The organism is Pseudoalteromonas sp. DL-6 (assembly GCF_004328665.1).
In the GTDB taxonomy this organism is placed as follows: Bacteria; Pseudomonadota; Gammaproteobacteria; order Enterobacterales; family Alteromonadaceae; genus Pseudoalteromonas.
This window is the reverse complement of the sequence record NZ_CP019771.1, coordinates 266,871-288,362: the sequence shown is the minus strand read 5'-3', so window position 1 is coordinate 288,362 and position 21,492 is coordinate 266,871. Positions and strand designations below refer to the sequence as shown.

Here is a 21,492-nt window from a genome sequence, read left to right as displayed (position 1 = left end):
ATACCCTATAGTTGACTCAGGGATTGTTATATGGAGACCAAGAGTGTGGATATAAATGCTTTTTTAGTAAAACACCAACTGCCGTTGAAATATCAGTATATTAGCGAGCAGTATTTTTCTGCTATTGCGCAGGACATTCTAACCAGTAAAAAAACAGCCCCTATATTTGTCGCGATTAATGGCTGCCAAGGCTCAGGAAAAACCACACTTGGTGATTATTTAGTAACTTGGTTTAGCCAAAATACCCACCTAAACTGTGTTGCGCTCTCTATTGATGACTTTTATTTATCAATTCAAAAACGCCAACAGTTAGCCCAAGATGTGCATTGTTTATTCGCCACTAGAGGTGTACCGGGTACACATGATGTTGCGCTGATGGATAACACCATTAGCCGTTTATTAAATGCAGAACTAAATGTACCGCTGCCGCGTTTTGATAAGCAACAAGATGAACCCGTAGCAAAAAACAAATGGTTAACCAATAGTCAGCCGGTCGATGTTGTTATTTTAGAAGGGTGGTGTGTAGCCAGTGAACCACAGCAGCCTTTTACGCTAGTTGAGCCTATTAACGAGCTAGAAAAATCATACGATCAACAAGGGTTATGGCGTCGCTGTATTAACAGCTGTTTAGCCAATGAATATAAAACCGTTTTTGATAAAATCGATTACACAATTATGCTCAAAGCCCCGAGTTTTGATGATGTGTTTGCGTGGCGCCAAGAGCAAGAACACAAGTTAATTGCCAAACAAGGGCAGGGCGCAGGCACTATGACCGATGAGCAGTTATTGTGGTTTATTTCTCATTTTGAACGCATCACGCGTGAAAACCTCAACACCCTTAGTGCTAAAGCAAATGCACTTATAGAGCTCGATAGTAATCGAGATGTAACTGCGATGGTGCTTACAAGCGATAGTATTGTACAACCTATCATTTTTACCGATTTAGATGGCACATTACTCAATCACAGAGATTACAACACCGATGCGGTAGATACCTTATTACAAGAGCTGCAATACAGCGGTGTACCTGTGGTATTTAATACCAGCAAAACATTTAGTGAAGTAGTGGCACTGCAACAAGCGCTTAATATTACACAGCCTTTCATTGTTGAAAATGGCTCGGCTGTTTATATTCCTAAAAATTATTTTAATCTCAGGCCAATTGGCTGCAGCGAATACCAAGGCTACTGGTGTTACTCGTTTGCTGCACCCATTAGCAATTTATGGACTGATTTAAAACGCTTAAAAAAAGACTACGGCGACCAATATAGTTTGTTTAGTGAGCTTACGAGTGAGCAGGTAATGAAAATGACAGGATTAAACCAGCTACAAGCAACGCAAGCACAAACCCGTCAATACTCAGATCCGCTCTACTGGCATGGCGATGAGCAGCAACTTAATGAATTTATCAATGCGATATCAGTATATGGCTACGAGGTTAAAGTAGGCGGGCGCTTTATTCACATTGGAAAGAATACCGATAAAAGCATGGCTCAGCAATGGTTAGTGCAGCAGTTTAATGCGCAGTTTTCTAAAGCGCTGAGCATTATTGCGCTCGGGGATAGCGATAACGATAAGCAAATGCTAGAAGAGGCTGATATCGCCATCATCATTACCAATCCAGAGAGTAAAAAGCCAGTTAAATTAACCTATAACAAAGCGCGCTATTCTCAATTGCCGGCACCGCTAGGCTGGGTTGAAGAAATTACAGCACTACCTTGTATTAACAGTATTTTACCCAGTTCTGAGGAGTATAGTTTGCATGGCTGATTTTTATCAAAATGGCATTATTACAACACTACATAACATTGCCAATAGACCCGTAGACGATTTAGAAAAAGAGTTACTTAGCTTTAGTAAACAGCGACCAATGGGGCTTATATTGCCTTCATTATTTAGTGAGTTAGAAGGCCCTGCTTTACAAAACATAGTTAAAGAGCTGCAACAAGTACCGTATTTATCGCAAATAACCATAGGCTTAGACAGAGCCGACGAAAGCCAGTATCGCTATGCATTGAACTTTTTTAAATCGCTTGATCAAAACCATAAAGTGTTGTGGAACGATGGCCCACGTTTGCAGGCGCTCGATAAAGAGCTTCAAGCTTTAGGTGTGGCGCCACGCGAGCTCGGTAAAGGCCGTAATGTGTGGTATTGCATGGGCTATAAACTCGCTACCGCGGAGGTTGAGTCAATAGCACTACATGATTGCGATATTTTAACTTATGACCGAGGCTTATTAGCGCGATTAATTTATCCAGTTGCACATCCTCGATTTAACTATGAGTTTTGTAAAGGCTTTTACCCGCGTACTGCCAATGGAAAAATAAATGGTCGAGTATCGCGTTTACTGGTTACTCCGTTATTACGCTCGTTTAAAACCATTTTAGGCAGCCGTGATTACCTTGAGTATATGGACTCGTTTCGTTACCCATTAGCCGGTGAATTTTCATTTAGACGCGATGTATTAAACGATATTCGTATTCCTAGTGACTGGGGATTAGAAATTGGCGTATTAAGCGAGATGTATCGTAATTATTCTCATAACCGCTTGTGCCAAGTTGATATTGCCGATAACTACGATCATAAACACCAAGAATTATCGTTGGACGACCAAACAGCTGGCCTTTCTAAAATGTCGATTGATATAACCAAAGCACTATTTAGAAAGTTAGCGACTCAGGGGGTTACTTTTACCAGCGAAACCATACGTTCATTAAAAGCGACTTATTACCGCATTGGTTTAGACTTTATTGAAACCTATCATAATGATGCGTTAATGAACGGCTTAACACTTGATATTCACCAAGAAGAAAAAGCGGTAGAAATGTTTGCACAAAATATTATGAATGCTGGCCAACACTTTTTAGAAAACCCAATGGAAGCGCCATTTGTGCCGAGTTGGAACCGTGTAGCTTCGGCGATGCCCGATGTACTAGATCGATTAAAAGAAGCCGTTGAGCTTGATAACGAACAATACAGTTAAATTGGTATACTTAAACGAGGCGCCTGTGGACATAGTTAGGGAACAGTTTTTTCAACGAGTCGAACAACATTTACATACTATTTATCAAGGGGTTGAGTTACCGATAGCAGTAATCGAATTGGCTGAGGAATTAATCACCTTGATATTGGGGAATAACCCACTTCGAGATCCTACGCCGCACACGAACCGCTGGGATGAACAAGATATTGTTTTAATTGCCTATGGCGATTCTATTATAAATCATGAAGACAGTGAGTTAGCAGTTGGAACTGCCTTAGAGGCGCCGTTAAAAACCTTGCACCGCTTTATAAAAGAGCAGTGCGATCATCAGCTTAATGCGCTGCACATTTTACCTTTTTATCCGTATAGCTCAGATGAAGGATTTGCGGTAATGAACTATGCGCAAGTTAATGAAGCGCTGGGCGATTGGCAAGACATTAACGCCATTGCCAACGATGTAAAGTTAATGGCTGATTTAGTGATTAATCATTGTTCTAGCCGAAGTCTTTGGTTTGAAAACTTTTTAACCGATACACACCCAGGGAAAGACTATTTTAAAACAGCTAGTTTAACTGACGATTTAAGCCAAGTCGTGCGCCCACGAACCTCGCCATTATTACATACGGTAGCCACAGCAAGCGGTGATAAGCATGTATGGTGTACATTTAGTCATGATCAGGTGGATTTTAATTTTGAAAACCCTGAGGTATTAAAAGAGTTTGTTGGCATTATTCGCCATTATTTAGATAACGGTATTCGCTTGTTTCGCCTTGATTCCGTGGCATTTTTATGGAAACAACTCAATACCAGTTGTATAAACTTACCGCAAACCCATGAAGTGGTACGTTTACTGCGAACGCTGATTGAGCATGCCGAGCCCAGTGTGGTGATTATTACTGAGACCAATATTCCTAATCAAGAAAACCTATCGTACTTTGGTAATGCCAACGAAGCCCATGCAATTTACAACTTTGCCTTGCCGCCGTTGTTATTGCATACCTTACTTAGCGGCGATAGTACCGCGCTTAAGCACTGGATGATGAGCATGCCGCCAGCGCAAAACGGTACCGCATATTTTAATTTTATTGCCTCTCATGATGGCATTGGTTTGAGACCAATTGAAGGGTTATTACAACCGAGTGAAGTTGCTTCGTTAGTAAGTACGACCATGCAATTTGGGGGTCGTGTTTCAATGCGCACCAGTCACGATGGTACACATACCCCCTATGAGCTAAATATTGCCTTGTTTGATGCCTTACAAGGGACGCATAACGGCGCAGATAAATATGGCCTTGAGCGTTTTTTGTGTGCTCATGCCATTATGTTTGCAATGGAAGGAATTCCAGGGCTATATATACACAGTTTACTTGGCACCACTAATGACTATGAGCGCTTTGAAAATTCGCAGCACAATCGTGCAATTAATCGTCATCGCTGGCAAGAGTCAAAATTATTAGCGGCAATTGAAGAAAAATACAGCCATCATCACCAGGTGTTCAAGGGAATAAAACAATTATTAGCAGTGCGTAAAAGGCAAGCTGCATTCCATCCTAATGCCACACAATTTACTTTGCACTTAGGAGAGGGGTTATTTGGTTTTTGGCGACAAAGTATAGACCGCCAACAAAGTATTTTTTGTGTTTATAATATTAGCAGTCAGCCACAAAGCTTAACCTTAGCCGACTTAAACTTAATAAATACCCAGCAATGGGTTGAGCTAATTTCTAAAACAACACTTGATGAATCCCAACAAACCATGCTGTTAGCACCCTATCAAACGCTTTGGTTATCCAATAAGGCATAGGGACATTTATTATGGTAGGCAAAATGCGTTCAGAGTTTTAAATAAGGGAATAGTACTGTAAAGGGGCTTTACAGTGCTACTTCTCAAGCGCTAACAGTAAATTCTCTATAGTAAATTCATGCCAGTCAGCGTGTGTTTTACTAAATTGCATAAAGTCTATTTCAGCTAGTCCTGCTTTATTTATCGCGTTGTATAACGGGATGTTCGCAGCGTTAAGCGGATCAAAAATATCAGCTGTACGATGAAGCAAAGGGCTATGTTTTGGTTGAGTATGGTTGTCGAACAAATTAACTAGGGCATAAGCGCCTAACAACACATGGCCTCCAATAGATACATCAAGCTCTGAACCATTATTAGGTGGAGCCTCCCAGTTAATACCACCCACAATAACTTGCGATTGCTTGTTTAGTTGCTTTAATGCCCTTTTTGCGCCAAACGCAATGGCGTCATTCGCACACCATATAATGTTAATTTCTGGGGCTTGCTGCATATACGCTAAGGTTTTTCTAAACCCTTCTTGCTCAGACCAATTGGCAACCTCTTTAGCGATTAACGTAACTTGCGGTGTTTGCGTTAAAAAGTCCATTAACCCTTGGGTACGCATAATAGAAGCAGGCGTTGCATAATCGCCTAATAACGCTAGGGTATGTGCTTGTGTTGTTGTTTTTTTAGAAAACGTATTATAAAGCTCTTGCATTAATAATTTGCCTGCAACGCGATTATTTGGGGTAATACTACCGACTATATTAGTGCCATTTTTGCGTAACTTATCAACTGACGCAGGCGAGGGGCGATTTAATAAAAAGTAAATAGGGACATGTTTACTGTCTATTATAGAGAGGTATTTACTGGTAACATTTTTTTCGTTTACGAGGATCAGGTAATCGGGTTTGTCATTTATAGCCTGCTGGATCAGCTCTTTCATTAAAATATGATTTCGGTTGGCGTATTTTATTGTTAATGTCACATCTAAATCAGTGGCTGCACTTTGCATGATTTTAGAAACATCAAACCAAAAATTTCCGGTGTTGTTATTTTTTGAATCAACAGAGTCGGAAAAACCCGGATTAATAAATCTGATCTCTAGAGCATGAGCATTATAACTAACTAATAGTAGGCAGGTAATCGTTAGTAGGCGGTATAATTTAAAAAAGGACATACATTTCTCTATAAACTTTTTAAAGCTCAATTTTATCCTTGCTAAAGTGCTCCTTGGTGACATCTAGGCGTTATGCTATATAATACCCCACTAAGTTTAGCATGTATGCAGCAATTATTTTTTAGGATGTATTAATGAAAGCAGTTTTGTTGTTAATGGTATTAATATTTAGCCAAACAGTTGCCGCTAATGAAATGAGCGACTTAGAAAAGACCATGAAAAACATTGGGCTTGCTTATAAACAAAGTGTTGAAGCAACCCAGTTAGCAGAATTTAATGGCGCTATCGATGAATTTATTAAATTGATAGAGCAAAGTAAGCAAGCCAAGTTTTATAAAGAAGCTGAAAAGTCGGTGCAAGGGTTAGATAAGGTGCTGATTCAAGCCCAGTTAGCCAAAAAAGTAGCGAACGAGCAGGGGCTTGAGTCGGCAAAAAAACCACTTAAGGCGATTGATAATTTGCGCAAAAAATATCACGAATTACACGAGCCTCCAGGCTTTTTTGAATTATTGTTTGGAAAATAAGGATTAGTAATGGAAATTTCGGTTTCAATGTTAGACGGTCAAAAATTAAGTGCTAAGTTTGGTGAGCATGAAGTTATAAGCGATCAAAGCATAAACGCCGGTGGTGATGCTGAGCATCCAGAACCGTTTGACTATTTTTTAGTAAGCATGGTGTTGTGTGCTGGTTTTTATGCGCGTAAATTTTGTCAGCAAAGAGAGATCTCGACTGAAGGGATGACACTGACACAAAATAACGAAAATGTAGATGAAAACGGTAAGAAGCTTTTTTCAATCGAAATTGGCTTGCCAGAAGGTTTCCCTGCTAAATATAAAAAAGCACTGATTGCTGCGGTAAATACATGTACTGTTAAAAAAGTAATTCAAGCAGTGCCTGAGTTTTCTGTTGTAGTTAAATAAACAGTTAAACAGACCTTAATAATGCCGGGTATAAACTCGGCATTATTATTTATCCCACTATTTTTTCTTCATACCCTGCACGGCTTTAAATCTAGGGTTGTTTTTACATATCACGAACACTCGCCCTTTGCGCTTTACAATTTGACAACCAGGTCGTTGTTTTGCACTTTTTAATGAACTTAATACTTTCATTTGCTTTCCTTATTAGCTGTAGAGAGGTTTTTAAAGCGACGATTAAATTGCGCAACGCGGCCATCAGTAGCGAGCGTTTTTTGTTTGCCGGTATAAAATGGATGTGAGTCACTTGAGACATCAATAGGAACATAAGGGTATGTTTTACCCTCAATTTCTATGGTGCGATTGGTTTTAATGGTTGAACCAATAATAAAGTAAGAATCAGCTGCAGTATCATGAAAAGCAACCACATGGTAATCAGGGTGAATATTGGGCTTCATAAAATGCCTTTAATGCTATGTGATAGTATATCATTTAATTTAACGTATTTATTTTCCCTTTGCAAATCATTTTAAATAGCCTTAAACGCAGCATAATTGCTGCGTATTTGCACAAACAAGTCAAAAAATAAGCACTTAGATCAAAAGTACTGGCTATTAGTATTTAGGCTGCTATAACTAGACTCAGCGAACAAAAATAATAAAAATTTAATAACGTTAATAGAGGTAGTTTTATGAGTGACGCTCAGGCACAACAAGACCAAATCGACCAAGGAGTCATGGACACTCTCAGAGAGCGCGATCATAGTGTATTGGCAAAACAAGTTGACCCACTCGCATGTTCTCATAACGATATCATTGAATTACTTGCTCATTATTTAGCATTAAGCGAACAAGAAGATGATGAATTATTTGATGATTGGTTTGACTCACTTTCAAAAGAACAACACACCGTATTAAAAGTATTTGAAGTTTATCGTGGGCAGTACGAGCACCAGAACTAATCCGTTTGGTTGTAATAGCCATTTTATCTAAGCTGATGCCGGCTGCTAAGGATGTAATTTAATGTTAACAAAAGTGTGTGTTTTTATCCCTAAGCAAAATAAATAATCACACTTTTTAATACAATAGTATGTACTTTTTCTCTTGATGATTTTTCATCTAACTAATTGATGTATAAAGCTTTGCAATGAGTTAAACTTATTTATATAAACAGTAGTCCTCACTATGTTTAATAAATATACTACTATTATTAGGTGAACAAAGAAAAGGATCATTCTAATGCCGCACTTAAATGAAATACGCAAAAGAAACAACGTCAAAATAATTGGCAAGGGTGATAAAACCTTGGTTTTGGCTCACGGATTTGGTTGTGACCAAAATATGTGGCGGTTTGTTACTCCAGTGCTTGAGCAACATTTTACTTTAGTGCTGTTTGATTATGTAGGCTCTGGTAAGTCTGATATTTCTCAATACAACAAAAAGCGTTATTCAACCCTTGATGGGTATGCCAAAGATGTACTTGAGATATGTGACGCACTTGATCTTAGCGATGTGACTTTTATAGGTCACTCTGTTAGCGCAACAATTGGGGCACTTGCCGCCATTGAGCAGCCAGAGTTATTTGCTCAGCTAGTTATGATTTGTCCTTCACCGTGCTTTTTAAATTTACCCCCTGATTATTTTGGCGGGTTTGAAAAACAAGACTTGCACGAACTACTTAACCTGATGGATAAAAATTACATTGGCTGGGCCAATTACTTAGCACCTTTGGTTATGGGGAGCTCTCACCCTGATGAATTTATAGCGGAACTATCGGGAAGCTTTTGTTCAACCGATCCACTGATTGCAAAAACCTTTGCAGAAGCCACTTTTTTATCTGATTATCGCGCTACGCTTAAACATATAAAACAGCCATCATTAGTTTTACAAAGTGAACACGATGCTTTAGCCGCGCCATCTGTAGGCGAATTTGTCGCAAATGAAATACCTAACGCGACGCTCCAAGTTATAAGCGCACATGGTCATTGTATTCATATGACTCATCCAGAAACAGTCGGCCGTTCGATTATTGATTTTGTGAGTTAGCCGTAATGCCACTGTATCAATTAGATAATAATAAGGTTGCGGATTTCTCTGCTGATTACTTTTTAAATGGCGTATTGGTGACCAATGCGGATAGCGTGATTGTTTATGTAAATGCTTATTTTAAAAAGGAACTACACTGGCATTGCAATGAACTTATTGGCAAGTATATTGACAAAATCCTAACTAAATCTTCAAAAATATTTTTACAAAGTTATGTGCTTCCTACCTTAATACACGAAAAAAAATGCCAAGAAATGCAGTTAATTATGCTCAGTGCTCAAGGGGAGCGGATTGCAGTTACCGTTAATGCACAGCTTGATGAAAAAGGGTATATATACTGGAGCTTTTTTAATGCTACGCAGCGAGATAAGCTCTACGATGAGCTGATAAAAACACGGGAAAAGTTAGAAGCACAAACCGAGCGCTTGCAATCTTTAGCGTCTACCGATGAGCTAACATCGCTATTAAACCGACGTGAAATGGATTACCGCAGTGTTTTATTACTCGAACAAGCAAAAAGAACACACCGTTCAGTTGCACTATTAGTGATTGATATTGATGATTTTAAACAGATCAACGATACCTATGGGCATTTACAGGGCGACAGGGTGCTAAAAGAGCTAGGTGAATGTCTTAAAAAAATAAGCAGACAAACAGATTTAGTTGCGCGTTATGGTGGGGAAGAGTTTTTAATTATGTTACCCGACACCCATAGCGCAGATACCTTAATATTTTGCCAAAGACTACACCAACTAATTGCTGAAATTAAAGTAGGTAGTGAAGGGCTAACAGTCAGTATTGGTGCATGTATGAGTGATAGTAACAGCACGTTTACTGAACTGTTTAAGCATGCTGATAACGCTGTTTATCAGGCTAAGGCAAACGGCAAAAACACTACTTACATGCATCCTTAATTCATTGTTGCTATTCGAGTGATTAAGCAACAATGTTGTTTGGCTCTTTATCTACAGACTGCGCTCGCTTAACCCTTAATTATGGCAGCGAGCAGTTATTTTTAGCCAATGGAGATGCCAGCGAGACGTCGGGTTGCCAAATTCGCTGCCAAATATTACTGGCATTGCTAAAACTAGGGCGCTGAGAGAGTCGCTCAAAACTACCCACCTTAATGCCTGACTCAGCTTGCTCACCCACCACAAAGTTAAATACATATTGGCATTCCATACCCATTCTTAAATCTGACAAAATCACGTTATCGGTTTGCTGGCGGATAGAGTAAAACCCTTTTGTAAACCATTGTAGCCTTTGAATGCCCCATTGGTTGTCAATAGGCTTAATTAAAGACGGTGTTGTATTGTAGGCATTTAAGGTCACATCACTGGGCGAGTCAAACACGGAGGCATAACCCTCGTAGTAGTGCCCGTCAGACATAACCACTACACGCCAAAGCAAAGTAGTGAGCGGGGCAGGCGTACTAATATAGCCGGTTGCGTCAATATCGCGATTGTTCAGTGCTGTTTTTACTGTGTCGTCAATATTGAGTTTAAACACAAAGGCAAGGCATAAATAGGCTGTGCTTAGGCTAAGTGTAATTGCATTGATTTTATAGGCTTTACTTGTGCTTATTTTAGGTAATAAAGTAAAAGCTAAGCCAATTAATAACGGCAAGGTGTAAAGGGGGTCAATAATAAACATGCTGGATACCGCAAAAGGGTATTCACTTAAGGGCCACATTAGCTGAGTACCATAAACGGTGAGTGAATCTAATAAAGCATGTGTTGATAAGCACAAAAAAACCAACCAAAACCAACGAACTTTATAAGCCTGCATGCCTGTGTGTATTTTTAATATTAGCCACACAATCAGCGGGCTTATTAATAAATGCACAAATAAAGAATGGCTAAAACCGCGATGATAGGTAAATGCCTCTACACTACCGCCATAGGGTAAAAATACATCTAGATCGGGTAAAGTGCCTAAAATAGCGCCCCACGCAACGGCTTTTCTACCTACTTTATTGCCTAGTACCGCGTAGCCTACGGCACTGCCTAATGCGACTTGTGTTAAAGAATCCATACTACCTCATCCAAATAATGCAACTGCAGTGTTTATACTCAGCTTAATCTTAAAACCGTCATTGTTATATTTTATTTCATTAAGTTACTTTTAAAATTGATGTAATAAATACCCTAATTTATAAATTTAGCTTTACTTGCATATAAAAAACTATGCAGTTCAGTATAAATAAAGCCGAACTCATATAGGTTAGTCTTGAAATAAAAATTAATGACCTCAGTATTCACATGAGGTCAAAATTTTAAATCAAAAAAGTAATAGGTGTATTTAGTAAACACATCGTTTGAATTTTAAACCTATTATTAAACAAGGATAAAGCTATGACACAACGTGTAATTGAAATGCCAGATTTAGGTATGGGTACTTTTCGTTTAGAAGGTAAAACAGCCTATGAATCAGTAAAAATGGCGTTAGAAGTTGGATTTCGCCACATTGATACCGCGCAAATATATGGCAATGAAGAGCAAGTTGGCCAAGCAATTAAAGACAGCAATATTCCTCGTGAAGAATTATTTATAACCACCAAAGTATGGAATAACAAGCTCAACAAAGCTGATTTTGTTGACAGTGTTAAAACATCTTTAGAGAAGCTACAGCTTGATTATGTCGACCTATTATTAATCCACTGGCCAGCACCCGCAAATAATGAACCCATGAGTGAATACTTAACCGAGCTGCTGTTGACTAAAAAGCTGGGTTTAACTAAACATATTGGTGTATCTAACTTCACCATTGCCAACTTAAATGAGGCAATGCAAACCTTAGATCCTCGCGAAATATTCACTAACCAAATTGAGGTTCATCCTTATTTAACTAACACTAAACTGCGCGCTTTTTGCGATCAACATAAAATTCATGTTACCGCCTATATGCCGTTTGTTGTAGGTAAGGTATTAACAGATCAAACCATTATTGATATTGCTAACAAGCACGATGCAACGCCAGCGCAAGTGGTTATTGCATGGGAAAATGCCAATGGCATGACCACCATTCCATCATCGACCAAGCGTAAAAACTTAGAAGATAACTTTAACGACAAAGTTAAACTTGATGATGAAGACATAGCGCGTATAGATGGCTTGACTGTAACGACCGCCAAGCATCGCCAGACTTTGCACCGCAGTGGGATCAATAACCAAAGAGCTAAAGCTAAAACAGGTGCAGTAAAGCTGCACCTTTATTTTTTAAACAAGGAACACCCATGTTAACGGTAATTGCCACACTATCGAGTGAAAATAGCGATGCAGAGCGCCTTTTAACCGAGCTCGAAAACTTACAACAGTCCTCTCGCCAAGAAGTAGGCTGCCTGCGTTACGAGCTATCAGTTAAAAACGATGCTGAGCAAACTAGCTATTTAGTGAGTGAGCAATGGGCGTCTAATGAGCATTTTGAAGCCCATAAAAACGCACCACACTTTAAAGCGTTTGGTGATGCAGTAGGTGAATTTATTACCTCTATTAATATTGATGTGTATAAAACTATTGGTTAAATGACACTCAGTTAATAGCAAAGCAGGAGCTGTAACTTACAGCTCTTTTTTTGAAATATCATCTCCAAATACCCCCTTCAAATATCATCCTTTCTCCGCTGTTCTTTTAAACCCAAAGCCGTTTATAAAGGCGATTTCATAATAGTTATCTTTAATAAGACACTGCTGTTTGCATCGGTAGTACAGGGTTGCCTGATATTACTGATTACACCCTTTTTGGTATAATTTTGCATAATCATAAACAGGTTAGGAGATAACTAGTTGTTTACAAATATTCTTTGATGGTTAATATAAATACAAAAGGAATGTATGGACATTTGACGGTTTATAAACCGATAGATGTCGTAGACTAAATTGTTATGTTCTACGGAGGAAAAATGATTAATATTGGTAGAAATGGCATCCAAATAGATCAAGAGCCAAACAGTTGTCCTGTTTGCAATCATTTAGTATCTCCAAACAGAACTGAGATATTTAAAGAAATTAATACAGAGAATTCGAATTGGAGTCGATATTTAGAGGGACTATACGAATGTCCATCACTTAAATGTGGGCATCTGTTTCTTGCTCACTTTGAGAGAAAGTCTAAAAGTAAAGGTGCAAGAGATGGCTATTTTACTTATACGCATTCGACACCTAATCTCTTTAAAACAGTTGAGTTTGATGAAAGAATAGCCACTATATCCCCAAGTTTTGTTGAAATATTCAACCAATCAACAAATGCAGAGCAAGCTGGGTTGAGTGAAGTTTGTGGTATGGGCTATCGAAAAGCACTTGAGTTCCTGATAAAAGATTACTGTGTATCATCACAAACTGATGATGCTGAAAAGATCAGGAAAATGATGTTGATGCAATGCATTAATCAATATATCACTGACATAAATGTCAAAGAATGTGCCACTCGTGCAGTTTGGTTGGGCAACGATGAAACACACTATCAACGCAAGTGGAAAGACAAAGATATTGGTGATCTTAAACTGTTGATCAACTTAGTAATTCACTGGGTCGTTAGCAGCCTAATGACTCAAGAGTATATGCAGTCGATGCAACGAACATAAAAAACGCATCAAAAATCGCCCTACGGGCTGGGCTTCGCTGACGCTCCGCCTTTTATGTGAGCGTTATAACAAAATTAACAAGACACCCATTTTTAATTTTGTACCTTCTATGTTTCAAACTAGATTTTGTTCAGTGCAGATAGGAAATTAACACATTAACAGGACTCCCATCTTTAATTTTAAGACAGAAGCAGAATGGTGGAAAATGAAGATTATCTCTAGATTTCTAAGCAAGACCGAAAGAGTAGAGTATTATTTTGCAATCATGTCAGACCATATGGAGCGTCCGTTTATTTTAGGTGCGCAAAGTGTTGATCCAAAGCTTCCTTCAATTGCTCAGTGGGGGGCATCTTCAAGATTTGGACTTGATAGTCTTGATACCATTGAAGGGAAACTATGGAAAGATTGGCGCTCTTCTTTAGAAATGCTTGGTGCCTCATGGGTAATACCAATTATTGAAGAGTCAGTAATAAAAGATGATGTATCTCATGCGGTTAATGAAATCATATCTAAATCGTAAATCTGCAATTAACAAGGCTTAGTTGTCGGACTGTTTGTCTCGTTGCACTAAAAAATAAGCCGCAAAGCACAGTGTTGGCATTGCTTAATAAAACCAACAATCCATACATAGCTAAATCCCCCAGCCAAACACTACCCTTTATTTAATCGATAAGTCGTATTTTAAAATAAGGGCATCAATATAGCGGCTACGTAATGTGAGTTGCTTTTCGTGATCGGCGCCATGGCTAAGGGCTTTATTTAAAAGCTTCATGGCAGGGTGAATACGGGTGCGCTCATCTTTATCTAAACTGGCTTTGCTGCGCAGTTCGGTTATATCGTCTACTAATAATCTGCCAATATCCACAGCCACAATTTCATCAATTAAGCCGTTTTGGGTGAGCACCCCATATTTACTGCATAAAAATTGTTGCCACACTTGCTGTAAATGCTCTTCTATTTCACAGCCAAACAATTCTTCGTTAAATATAAAGCCTTGCTGTGCAAGCTTTGCCAAACATTGGGTATAGTGCTGGGCAAACAGATTAAAAGCCTGGTTAGATGACTCAATTTTTTGCTTAACTAATCCTTGACCCCAGTTTACACAGCCACGGGGGTAATAATCGTCGTATTCTTCACATTCATATAACCCTGAATAAGAGCTGCAGCTCATTTGATTTTTAATACAATAACTGGGTTTAGGGAAAATGCTCTGTGCTTGCCAGTTTTCAAGGGTTTCAGTGTCTATGTTGAGAGCTTGGCATAACTCATCAGTGTGATAAAAGTGAGTGCTTAAATAGTCAGATAAACGCATAGTGGCTCGCTTAATAGTAAAAAATAAAATACTGTTTATTTATACAGTTATTTATTTTGTATCATCAAACTCAATAACACAAGCCATTTTATAATTAAATACTGGCTATCACTGCAAATAGCGCAGTAAATATGGTACAAATAGGCCAAGTATTAATAACAATGATTTTTTTATGCGCACCCTAGAACAAATTAAACAAGCAAGCCTTATTACTGCAATTAAAACACCTTACTTAGCCAATGGTGAAATCGATCTTGCGAAGTATGATGAACTCGTTGAAATACAAATTGCAGCGGGTGTTGACGGTATAGTTGTTGGTGGCACCACCGGTGAAGGCCAGTTAATGAACTGGGAAGAGCACTTAATGCTAATTGCGCACAGTGCCAATAAATTTGGTGATAAATTACTGATTGTAGGTAACACCGGCAGTAATAATACGCGCGAAGCAATTAAGGCAACTAAATATGGTTTTGCCAGCGGCATGCATGCTTCATTACAAATTAACCCTTACTACGGGCGCACATCAATTGCCGGTGTTAAAGAGCACTTTAAACGCGTGCTTGATATTGGTCCGGCGTTTATTTACAACGTAGCAGGGCGCACAGGCCAAGACCTCACTCCAGATATTATTGAACCACTGGCACAGCATGAGCACTTTATTGGTGTTAAAGAATGTGGTGGTAATGAGCGTATCGCGCACTATGAACAACAAGGTATTGCATGTTGGTCTGGTAATGATGACGAATCACACGATGCACGCCATACTCATAATGCACATGGCGTTATTTCTGTTACGTCTAACCTGATCCCAGGGTTGTTCCGTCAATTAATGGATAGTAAAAATGATGCGCTTAATAACTCATTACAACCATTAATGAACTGGCTGTTTTGCGAGCCAAACCCAATTGCGATTAACACCGCGATGATGATGACCGGCGCGGTAAAACCTGTGTTTAGAATGCCTTACGTGCCGCTTAACGATGAGCAACAGCAACAAGGTGAAACGCTAATTAATCAGCTTAATGAGCAAGACTTTGTCGGTAGCCGAGCGCAGTGTGTGGATATTAGTAAGGTTTTGATTTTATCTTAAACTATTAGACTATTTATTAACTACTAAATTTTCAAAGCAGCCTACTGTAAACACAGAGGCTGCTTTTTTATATCACTGCCAATAGTAGTTGAGTTTAAGCTGCCACATAGCTGAGTTGGCATGTGTTACCGCTAATCTAATATCAATATCTTGGTTAATAGGCACTGCCAGTTCTAGTTTGGTTTGCGCTGGGTTTTTAGCATTTAAGAATGACTTTTCATAGGATGCTCTGAGTTTAATACCTGAGTCAGTACCAGTAATAATACCCACCTCTACCGACGAATCATAAAATTGACTATTTTTAGCTAAATCACCCAAGTAACCATTAACTAAGCTATAGGCTAAGGTGTTGTTGCTAAATTGCCAAGCTTGTCCGGCTCCCCCCATAACAAAACTTCGTTTACAGGTTCTGCACAGTGCTGGTTGTCTGTCGAATCCAACATTGATTTTCCATGACCACTTAGATTCATTAGCCCAAGAAAATTGGTTTGGATTGAATGACTCCAAATCTAATAAATGAATTTTATTTATGTAAGTTTCGCCATTTGTAAACATCAGCTCGGTATCTAACATTTCTAAATTAGAAAATGGAATGCGAGCAATATCAGAGGCAAGGGTATCAAAATAGCTCAGCCTAAAACCCATAGTGTACTGTGTTTGCTCAGCCGTGTGCATCGCAGAAATTGAGCTGTTAGAGGGCTTTTGACCTTTATGTGGTGGCTGCTGGGTAAATTGAAATTTAACTTTGTTTTCGCCCATTGGTAGCTTTAAGCGCGCTTTGATTAGCGCATTTTTTAACTCACTTATTTTTACAGGAGTTTGCTTTTGAATTTGTTTCACTTGTACAAGTTCAAATAAAGCGCCAATAATGGCTTTTTGAGACTGCACTGGCAAAGCTAAAAACGATTCGTTTTTAAGTACTGCTGATTCGGCAAAGATTTGTTTAGCAAAGCTGAGCTCTTTTTCACTTAAAGATTGCACATATTTTGAAAATACAGTGTCGCGCGAGGGAGTAAATGTGATGTTTTTAACCGCTGGTTGCTCTTGGTAAGTGGCCGAGTTTAACCTTGAAAAAATAGTGGCAGGTATTACCCAAGGAGAGCTTTCGCTAGTTAGTTGATCGCCAATGATCAACTCAATAATTTGTGCGAGATGAAACGCGCAGTTTTCATCGGCAAAGTAATAATCAAATTCAGTGCCTAAAATTTCCCATAAATGATTAGCAATAAAAGCCACATCGCGCTCGTTTAGATTTAGGGTATATTCCCATAAGTCTCTTAACTCTATTTCGCCGTAATTATGCTGGTGGCGGTAAAATAGTTGATCTGAAAAACCAGCTTTATAACCACCAAATAAGCCTTTAAGAATATAAACTAAGCCGTTTTCATTGTCAGGAACATGTGCGCCATAGTTTATGCTGTAATCTAATAATTTGTTTTTTGATTCGGTTGAGCGATTAAGTTTAAGTAATAAATGACCATATAACGACGCTGGATTACTCATATAACCAGAGGCAAATACTAAACTAACAGAGTGAATGGCTTGTTGCTCTCGCCATTGCTGTAATTTTGGGCACTCTGCTTTAGGCATTGAAAAGGTTAAACCTTGCTCTTTGAGCCATTGATAACGGGCAGGGTAGCGACATTGCATTAAGGGTTGGCTATCAAAAGCGTGGATTGTTGCTTTTAACTCGGCAACGGGATCATTACGTCCGTTATCTGCAATAAAAAAGGATGCGTTAGTAATATAACTAATAGTAGTTGGTTGATTTTTGTAATGCCCTAATTTCAACCATATTGGATGCTTAGCTAAAACAGCGACAGATTGCGAGGCAGAACTTGAGAAAGAGGTGAATAAAAAAAAGCTAATTAAATAAAATAGAGGTTTCATTGTTTAACCAAAAAAAAGGGCTGTTAAGCCCTTTAATTATTAGATTGCAGCGCATTGAGATGAAAAGTTAGTGGTAATTTTACCTTCAACTAATTCATAAAATGCTTGAGCATTGTCTATTGGTGCGTTTGCGTAATCGCTGCGTACCGAAGTGATAATTTGCTGATGAGCAGTTACATCACAACCACGTACGTTAAGCATTGCAGAGATATACTCGCCTTCACCCTGTGCTATTTCTTGTTCTAATACAGGAAAAGTTTGTTGAATAAACTGCGCTGTTTTTACGTTAGCGCCTTCACAGCTCTCTACTGAAGAAATGTTAGACGATACAGCGGTTGTTCCTAAATCCCAAATAATATTAGAAATTGCTGCCGCAACGCCATTGTCTGGGAAAACCATTGCACCAATACCACATTGTTGCCATGGGTTGATGCCACTTTTTGCTTGTGACGGCATTGAAACGAACGCGCTTACTAATACCGCAGCAGTTAAACATCTTTTTATCATTATTAATTTCCTTTAATTTATATACACCCCACAAAACGGGCGAAGAAGTTTACCTGTTTTGGTTATTTAAATGCAAATAGTTATGTAACACAATGTAAAATAACGGTGTAAAATTTATAAAAGTGCAATAAAATCGCGAATTAACGGGAATAAATCTTGCGAGTTAATACCATTTAGCTAACTTAAACAACAGCTGATAATCGCTAATTATCCTGCATTTTATAAATTAGCGGTTTCTGGTGTTTAAAACTAACTGTTTAAGTGAATTTGCTGTATAATTTGCGACCCTTGATAATGTGGCCGCAGGTTATACAGCAATGAATTTTAAATCTTTTAGTTTTGCCCCTGAACTAATTCAGGCGTTAGACGAACTTAATTACCACACCCTTACGCCCATTCAGCGCGCAGCTATTCCGGCTGTTCGTAAAGGTAAAGACGTTTTAGCAAGTGCACAAACCGGTACAGGTAAAACCGCTGCCTTTGCACTCCCTATTATTCAAAAGTTATTTGAGTCAGATTGCAGTACTACGAATGCGCCAAGCGCCTTAGTCCTTGCGCCTACGCGTGAGCTTGCAGAGCAAATTGCGAATAACTTTAAAGACTTTGCTAAGTACACTCAGTTAAAAGTAGTGAGCTTATTTGGTGGTGTTAATACCGCAGGACAAGAAATTGCACTTAAAGAAGGTGTGGATGTTGTCGTAGCAACACCTGGACGTTTACTTGATCATATTCGTTTAGGTAACTTAAGCCTTGCTCAAGTAAAACATTTAGTCCTTGATGAAGCTGATCGTATGCTTGATATGGGCTTTATTAATGACATGCAAAGCGTAATAAAAAGCTGTGCAGATGAGCGTCAAATTTTATTGTTTTCAGCTACTTTCCCAGCAGCAATTAAACAGTTTGCCTCTAAAGTGTTAAAGCAGCCTGAAATTGTTCGTGTTGATCAAACTAACAGCACTGCAAGTACAGTACAACACGTGGTTTACCCAGTAGAAGAGCGCCGTAAGCAAGAGTTGCTTTCTGAGCTGATTGGTAAGAAAAACTGGCAGCAAGTGCTAGTGTTTGTAAACATGAAAGAAACCGCAGATGAGTTAGTGACTGAACTTAACCTTGACGGTATCCCAGCGGCAGTATGTCATGGCGATAAATCGCAAGGTAACCGTCGTCGTGCGTTGCGTGAATTTAAAGAAGGCAAAGTACGCGTGCTAGTTGCAACAGAAGTGGCAGCCCGTGGTATCGATATTGACGGTTTACCGCGCGTTATTAATATTGATTTACCTTGGCTTGCTGAAGATTATGTTCACCGTATTGGCCGTACAGGCCGTGCTGGTAACCAAGGACAAGCAATTTCATTTGTTAGCCGCGAAGAAGAAAACATGTTGTTTGAAATTGAAACCTTAATTGGTCAAAAAATTAAACGTGTTTACTTAGAAGGTTACGAAGTAAGTAATCGTGAAGTACTGATTGATAAAATTGGTAAAAAGCCAGCGCATTTACGCCGTACCCGTGCTAATAAGCCATCAGGCCAAGCTACCGGTGAAGCGAGAGCGAAAAACCGTTCGCGTATTTCTAATGTACGTAAAAGCTTAAAAGGCGAAAAGCTGTCACTTAAAAAGTAAGACAGCTAAGCCATTAAAAAAAGCCTGAGTTTACTCAGGTTTTTTTGTGCCTAATACATTATCGATAATTGCAGCGTACGCATACGCAGCCGCTTCATCGTTCTGATTAGCTATAACTGATAAGCCAACCGGTAAGTGGCTTACTTTACCAACCGGTAAAGTAATATGGGTCGTCCCTGCAATGGCAGGTAATGAACTACTACTGCCTTTAAAGTTATCGCCGTTAATTAAATCGGTTTTCCACGCCGGTGAAACGGTGGGGGCAATTACAATATCGAGCTTATTATTGCGGTATAAATTGCTGATAGCGCGCTTTGCAAGTGCGTGATATCGCGCTTTGGTGTTTTGATATTGTTGTTTTTCACTCAAATCAACCGCATTGGCTTGTTGTAAAATATCTTGCTCAAAGTAGGGCATTTCCTGCTGTTTATTTGCGCTATTAAATGCGATTAACTCATCTAAACTTTTTACGGTTACCTGCGCTGGTGTTTTGCTTAAGTAGTGGTTAATTTCGGCTTTAAAGTCGTAAAGTAGGATGGCGTATTCATCAACGTAAAGCGTGCTTAAGTCATCTTTTACTGCAACATTGACAACGGTATGACCTGCGTCTTTTAATGTTTGTAACTGCTTAGCGTAAAGCTTTTGTGTTGCCACAGTAAACTTACTGGCTGGAAGCGCGCCTATCCTCAGTGATGGCTTAGGCGCTATGCTATCAAGCGTTCTATTTATGTTGAGTGTCGATACATCGTCTGAGTCTTCACCTTGAATGACTGATAATACCGCGAGTGCATCTTTCAAAGAATGCGCCATTGGGCCTACCGAATCTTGGCTACTAGAAAGGGGGATCACGCCTGCGCGCGAAACTTGCCCCATACTGGGTTTAATGGCGTACACCCCATTAACCGAAGCAGGGCAGGTAATTGAACCATCGGTTTCTGTGCCAAGTGCAATAGGCGCAAAATTTAAAGCAACCGCCACAGCAGAGCCCGAACTTGAACCACACGGATTACGAGTTACATCATGGGCGTTATGGGTTTGTCCGCCAATGGCACTCCAGCCAGATGATGAATACGATGAGCGAAAATTAGCCCATTCACTTAAGTTCGCTTTGCCTAAAATAATCGCCCCTGCTTGGCGTAATTGTTTAACCACAAAGGCATCGTTATTAGTAACGTTATTTTTAAGTGCTAATGAGCCCGCTGTGGTGGGTAATGTACCTGTTGTTTCAATGTTATCTTTTAGTAATACCGCAATACCATGTAAAGGGCCTGCCCATTTTCCGGCTTTAAACAGAGTATCGAGTTGTTTGGCTTGTTCAATTGCAGTGGGCTCAATACTAATTACCGCATTATATTTAGGATTGAGCGCGTTTATTCTGTTGATATAAGTGCGGGTAAGCTGTTCAGCCGTGGTGGTGTTATTTTTATAGGCATTGTGAATGTCACTAATGGTTTTAAGCTCTGTATTGTTATCCGCTGCGTGTAAATTCGGTATCGTACACACACATAAGGTTAAAAGTAGTCGTTTTATACTCATTGTTATTATCTATTTTGTGCAAACATAGGTTATTTTTAGCACAAAAAAA

General features: G+C 39.1%; 21 protein-coding genes and 1 pseudogene. 14 read left to right on the top strand and 8 right to left on the bottom strand.

The annotated features are described in order from the left end of the window. The first annotated feature begins 30 nt into the window (after window positions 1-30). Genes B1F84_RS16375 through B1F84_RS16365 form a run of 3 tightly spaced genes read left to right on the top strand, consistent with a single transcriptional unit; the run spans window position 31 to window position 4,787 of the window. Window positions 31-1,770, top strand: coding sequence for an HAD-IIB family hydrolase (locus B1F84_RS16375; protein WP_131692101.1), 1,740 nt, complete (start codon window positions 31-33; stop codon window positions 1,768-1,770). Further along, window positions 1,763-2,983 (top strand): glycosyl transferase, encoded by a 1,221-nt coding sequence (locus tag B1F84_RS16370; protein ID WP_075170245.1) that lies wholly within the window; start codon window positions 1,763-1,765, stop codon window positions 2,981-2,983. The genes B1F84_RS16375 and B1F84_RS16370 overlap by 8 nt, the downstream gene beginning before the upstream one ends. Window positions 2,984-3,008: 25 nt before the next feature. Continuing rightward, on the top strand, window positions 3,009-4,787 hold the full coding sequence (locus B1F84_RS16365) for an alpha-amylase family glycosyl hydrolase (RefSeq protein ID WP_131692100.1): 1,779 nt from the start codon (window positions 3,009-3,011) through the stop codon (window positions 4,785-4,787). Between the two features lie 76 nt (window positions 4,788-4,863). On the opposite strand, the gene B1F84_RS16360 is transcribed toward B1F84_RS16365, so the two are convergent. Beyond that, window positions 4,864-5,946, bottom strand: a complete 1,083-nt coding sequence (locus B1F84_RS16360) for an ABC transporter substrate-binding protein (protein ID WP_131692099.1) — start codon at window positions 5,944-5,946, stop codon at window positions 4,864-4,866. A gap of 134 nt (window positions 5,947-6,080) precedes the next feature. Between B1F84_RS16360 and B1F84_RS16355 the strand changes: the two genes are divergently transcribed. Beyond that, window positions 6,081-6,470 carry a cytochrome b562 gene (locus tag B1F84_RS16355; RefSeq protein ID WP_054201221.1) on the top strand — a complete coding sequence of 130 codons (390 nt, stop codon included), beginning with the start codon at window positions 6,081-6,083 and terminating at the stop codon, window positions 6,468-6,470. A 9-nt stretch (window positions 6,471-6,479) separates the two neighbouring features. Further along, window positions 6,480-6,866: an OsmC family protein gene (locus B1F84_RS16350; protein ID WP_008463841.1), complete on the top strand. Its 387-nt coding sequence runs from the start codon at window positions 6,480-6,482 to the stop codon at window positions 6,864-6,866. Window positions 6,867-6,923: 57 nt separating this feature from the next. On the opposite strand, the gene ykgO is transcribed toward B1F84_RS16350, so the two are convergent. Beyond that, window positions 6,924-7,058, bottom strand: a complete 135-nt coding sequence (ykgO, locus tag B1F84_RS16345) for a type B 50S ribosomal protein L36 (protein ID WP_002958669.1) — start codon at window positions 7,056-7,058, stop codon at window positions 6,924-6,926. Then, complete coding sequence (locus tag B1F84_RS16340; RefSeq protein WP_131692098.1) at window positions 7,055-7,321, bottom strand: type B 50S ribosomal protein L31; 267 nt, start codon at window positions 7,319-7,321, stop codon at window positions 7,055-7,057. The genes ykgO and B1F84_RS16340 overlap by 4 nt, the downstream gene beginning before the upstream one ends. Window positions 7,322-7,554: 233 nt before the next feature. Here B1F84_RS16340 and B1F84_RS16335 point away from each other — a divergent pair, with 233 nt between their 5' ends. The 3 genes from B1F84_RS16335 to B1F84_RS16325 all read left to right on the top strand — a co-directional run bounded on the left by B1F84_RS16335 (window position 7,555) and on the right by B1F84_RS16325 (window position 9,822). Beyond that, window positions 7,555-7,824, top strand: coding sequence for a hypothetical protein (locus B1F84_RS16335; RefSeq protein ID WP_131692097.1), 270 nt, complete (start codon window positions 7,555-7,557; stop codon window positions 7,822-7,824). 277 nt (window positions 7,825-8,101) lie between these two features. Beyond that, window positions 8,102-8,908, top strand: coding sequence for an alpha/beta hydrolase (locus B1F84_RS16330; RefSeq protein WP_131692096.1), 807 nt, complete (start codon window positions 8,102-8,104; stop codon window positions 8,906-8,908). Window positions 8,909-8,913: 5 nt separating this feature from the next. Continuing rightward, window positions 8,914-9,822, top strand: coding sequence for a sensor domain-containing diguanylate cyclase (locus tag B1F84_RS16325; protein WP_131692095.1), 909 nt, complete (start codon window positions 8,914-8,916; stop codon window positions 9,820-9,822). A 79-nt stretch (window positions 9,823-9,901) separates the two neighbouring features. Here B1F84_RS16325 and B1F84_RS16320 read toward each other — a convergent pair whose 3' ends face one another. Further along, a complete protein-coding gene (locus B1F84_RS16320) occupies window positions 9,902-10,942 on the bottom strand; it encodes a metal-dependent hydrolase (RefSeq protein ID WP_131692094.1) in 1,041 nt (346 codons plus the stop codon). Between the two features lie 320 nt (window positions 10,943-11,262). On the opposite strand from B1F84_RS16320, the pseudogene dkgB reads away from it, so the two are divergent. The 4 genes and pseudogenes from dkgB to B1F84_RS16300 all read left to right on the top strand — a co-directional run bounded on the left by dkgB (window position 11,263) and on the right by B1F84_RS16300 (window position 14,009). Then, a pseudogene (dkgB, locus tag B1F84_RS16315) lies at window positions 11,263-12,077 on the top strand (2,5-didehydrogluconate reductase DkgB). A 66-nt stretch (window positions 12,078-12,143) separates the two neighbouring features. Continuing rightward, window positions 12,144-12,431 carry a putative quinol monooxygenase gene (locus tag B1F84_RS16310; RefSeq protein ID WP_010388969.1) on the top strand — a complete coding sequence of 96 codons (288 nt, stop codon included), beginning with the start codon at window positions 12,144-12,146 and terminating at the stop codon, window positions 12,429-12,431. A gap of 377 nt (window positions 12,432-12,808) precedes the next feature. Further along, window positions 12,809-13,489: a DUF4145 domain-containing protein gene (locus B1F84_RS16305; protein ID WP_010388967.1), complete on the top strand. Its 681-nt coding sequence runs from the start codon at window positions 12,809-12,811 to the stop codon at window positions 13,487-13,489. Window positions 13,490-13,754: 265 nt separating this feature from the next. Then, a complete protein-coding gene (locus B1F84_RS16300; protein ID WP_010388966.1) occupies window positions 13,755-14,009 on the top strand; it encodes a hypothetical protein in 255 nt (84 codons plus the stop codon). 138 nt (window positions 14,010-14,147) lie between these two features. On the opposite strand, the gene B1F84_RS16295 is transcribed toward B1F84_RS16300, so the two are convergent. Then, entirely contained in the window at window positions 14,148-14,801 is a 654-nt protein-coding gene (locus B1F84_RS16295; RefSeq protein WP_008115283.1) for a DUF6058 family natural product biosynthesis protein, read from the bottom strand. Window positions 14,802-14,973: 172 nt separating this feature from the next. Between B1F84_RS16295 and dapA the strand changes: the two genes are divergently transcribed. Continuing rightward, window positions 14,974-15,891, top strand: a complete 918-nt coding sequence (dapA, locus tag B1F84_RS16290; protein WP_131692093.1) for a 4-hydroxy-tetrahydrodipicolinate synthase — start codon at window positions 14,974-14,976, stop codon at window positions 15,889-15,891. Between the two features lie 72 nt (window positions 15,892-15,963). On the opposite strand, the gene B1F84_RS16285 is transcribed toward dapA, so the two are convergent. Next, window positions 15,964-17,781 carry a DUF4105 domain-containing protein gene (locus B1F84_RS16285; protein WP_131692092.1) on the bottom strand — a complete coding sequence of 606 codons (1,818 nt, stop codon included), beginning with the start codon at window positions 17,779-17,781 and terminating at the stop codon, window positions 15,964-15,966. Window positions 17,782-17,820: 39 nt separating this feature from the next. Beyond that, window positions 17,821-18,288 (bottom strand): DUF3015 family protein, encoded by a 468-nt coding sequence (locus B1F84_RS16280; protein ID WP_010388962.1) that lies wholly within the window; start codon window positions 18,286-18,288, stop codon window positions 17,821-17,823. Between the two features lie 317 nt (window positions 18,289-18,605). Between B1F84_RS16280 and B1F84_RS16275 the strand changes: the two genes are divergently transcribed. Next, window positions 18,606-19,907: a DEAD/DEAH box helicase gene (locus tag B1F84_RS16275; protein WP_054201651.1), complete on the top strand. Its 1,302-nt coding sequence runs from the start codon at window positions 18,606-18,608 to the stop codon at window positions 19,905-19,907. Between the two features lie 30 nt (window positions 19,908-19,937). On the opposite strand, the gene B1F84_RS16270 is transcribed toward B1F84_RS16275, so the two are convergent. Next, window positions 19,938-21,443 carry an amidase family protein gene (locus B1F84_RS16270; protein ID WP_131692091.1) on the bottom strand — a complete coding sequence of 502 codons (1,506 nt, stop codon included), beginning with the start codon at window positions 21,441-21,443 and terminating at the stop codon, window positions 19,938-19,940. Window positions 21,444-21,492: the final 49 nt, after the last annotated feature.